Source organism: Paenibacillus zanthoxyli JH29, from assembly GCF_000520715.1.
GTDB lineage: Bacteria > Bacillota > Bacilli > Paenibacillales > Paenibacillaceae > Paenibacillus_AQ > Paenibacillus_AQ zanthoxyli.
The window spans coordinates 1-2,256 of the sequence record NZ_ASSD01000315.1 but is presented as its reverse complement, the minus strand read 5'-3'; the positions used below and the strand labels follow the sequence as shown (position 1 = coordinate 2,256).

Sequence of the window (2,256 nt, the reverse complement as noted above, 5' to 3'; positions counted from 1 at the left end):
ACCCGCCAGCCGATATCCATGTCTCCCCTTGTGGCCGGTTCCTGTACGTATCCAACCGCGGGCACGACAGCATCGTTCTGTTTCACATTGATGAGGACACCGGCTTGCTGAAGGCGATGGATTGGCAGAGCACCGGCGGGCGTACGCCGCGCAACTTCGCCATTGCCGGAGGAATGCTGCTTGCCGCCAATCAGAGCAGCGGCAATATAACGTCGTTTACGATCGACGGCGAGAACGGCAGGCTGATTCCGACAGGCAATGAACTGGAAGTGCCGAAGCCGGTCTGTATTGCGATTCTGAATTGAAGAAGTTCGACATTTTATAAAATTATATAGTTTTCCAAAAATATAGAAGGAATTGGTAACGGGGGCTCGAATAGATATCGTTGATACACGCATTTTTGTCACATTCCTTACCGAAATGGGGGATAGGATGGAGGATATTGCGGAATCAGTGGGTAACGAAATTAAGGAAGGCGTGCGGATTTATTTCGCTTTGCCCCACTTGTACGAGCAGGCAGCCGCCTGTATAGATGAGAAGCTGAGAGGGAATCTGCCGTTCGCTAATCTTACGGTGCTTCATTACAGGGCTTTCGGAGGAACGGGTCCTTCCATTTTTCGGGCTGCCGGAGCGGTTGAGCTCATGATTCTTAGTGCGGATATTGTCGACGACCTTCAGGATAAGGACAACAGCTTGACGGCATGGAGCCGGATGAGCCCCGAAATCGCGCTTAACATTGCCATTGGGCTGACGTTCATTTCCGGGCAGATGCTGCTTACCTGCGAATTCCCCTTGGAACGGATTCATGGGGCTGTACAATTTATGAACACCCAGACCCTTGCGGCCATTAACGGACAGACGGCGGATCTGCTGAACGATATCGCGAGCGAGGAGGATTATTTCCGCATGATCAAGCAAAAGTCGGCTGCATTCGTGGTCGCCGCCTGCATGATCGGTACGTTCCTGGCTACTGGCGAGTGGAACAGTCAAGTAAGAGATTACGCTGAGGAACTCGGCATCGCCGATCAGATCAAGAACGACATCCGCGATCTGCTGGATTGGGAAAGGGGTGATTTCAAGAATCGAAAGAAAACGCTGTCCACGCTGTATCTGCTTCAGTTTATCACTGAGGAGGATAAATGGATCGCCGATTATTTTGAAGGACGTCTCCGGATGGAGGAGATCAGCCACCGCAGGGAGGAATTTGAGCGGGCCGTCGAACGGACGGGAACCTTTCTTTATACCTCCGTACGGATGAGAATGCATTGCTATAATTACTTGCAGATCGTAGACAAGCTGGATATCGACGCTCACTGGAAGAACCGTATTACCGCCTTGGCCGAATAGACCTTGGCATAATAATCGATTGGGGGAATCGTCCATGTTAAAGGAAATTATTCAAAGCTTGATGAAAGATCCCGCAGCAGCCCATCGTTTAAAGAACGGCCAGTATGAACTTGTTGGAATCAGCGAAGTTGAGCGAAGAGCGCTGCTGGAAGCGCTGGAGGACAAAAACCGGGTTGGCAAAGCCGGGGAGCTGGGAGCCTGGGACACCATCAAAGCGGCGGCAGCACTGTAACCTAAAGAGGCAGACAGCCTTAATCCGTCGATTCGGATTAAGGCTGTCTGCATAGGGAAAGGATGCGTCCCGCCGGAATAAAAGCCGATATCGTCAAGCATGACCGCATCTCCATCGCCGAGAAGATAGAAGGTAATCTCCGCCACATGCGCCGGATCGAAGGCAGGATTCTGCTTATGGAACAGATTGAATGAAAGCTCGTAGGTCTGAAAGACCGCCTCGGTAGGTTCGCCGTACTTGCCGCCGCTGATGCGCTGCTCCAGCCAGGGTATCCTAGCGAATTTAACCTGCGGCAGCGGCAGGGGCGTCATGACCTCTGGCAGCAGCAGACGCGCCTTGGCGCCGAAGCGATCGGCCAGCTCGACCTCTATTTGCGGCGGCAGGCCGGAGACTGGACCAAGGTTAGCCATGGAGAAGGACAGGCCACCCGCTCCGTAGAGCGCGGCATCGGCAGCGGGTCCGGTCCGAAGTGCAATGCGGTAGAATGCTTCCCCCGCTTCGCCGGGTCTTCGTTCCAGCAAGACTCCGTATGTCCCCTTGCCTCCTCCTTCCCGGTCTTTGGCCATTTCCTCGGTCCAGCTTAACCCTGAAGCTGTAATTATACCGCCGGCTTCTGGCGTCTCCTTGTTCCTATCCTCTTCGTAGCCCGCTATGATCCTGAATCCGCCGTCCATATA

General features: G+C 53.5%; 4 protein-coding genes. All 4 read left to right on the top strand.

The genetic code is table 11. The annotated features are described in order from the left end of the window. Nucleotides 1-305: lactonase family protein (locus L691_RS28655; RefSeq protein ID WP_036736714.1), on the top strand; the 305-nt coding region annotated here is incomplete at its 5' end. Nucleotides 306-453: 148 nt separating this feature from the next. Next, on the top strand, nt 454-1,347 hold the full coding sequence (locus L691_RS0111605) for a polyprenyl synthetase family protein (protein WP_198023019.1): 894 nt from the start codon (nt 454-456) through the stop codon (nt 1,345-1,347). Nucleotides 1,348-1,381: 34 nt separating this feature from the next. After that, nucleotides 1,382-1,579, top strand: coding sequence for a competence pheromone ComX (gene comX, locus L691_RS34260; protein WP_198023018.1), 198 nt, complete (start codon nt 1,382-1,384; stop codon nt 1,577-1,579). A 62-nt stretch (nt 1,580-1,641) separates the two neighbouring features. Beyond that, the gene (locus L691_RS34255; protein ID WP_408634746.1) at nt 1,642-1,773 is read left to right on the top strand and encodes a hypothetical protein; all 132 of its coding nucleotides are present in this window, start codon (nt 1,642-1,644) and stop codon (nt 1,771-1,773) included. Nucleotides 1,774-2,256: the final 483 nt, after the last annotated feature.

What these genes read in the sequence shown, in the direction of transcription:
- comX (WP_198023018.1), top strand. Translation starts at nt 1,382, where the DNA reads ATGTTAAAGGAAATTATTCAAAGCTTGATGAAAGATCCCGCAGCAGCC.
- L691_RS34255 (WP_408634746.1), top strand. Translation starts at nt 1,642, where the DNA reads ATGCGTCCCGCCGGAATAAAAGCCGATATCGTCAAGCATGACCGCATC.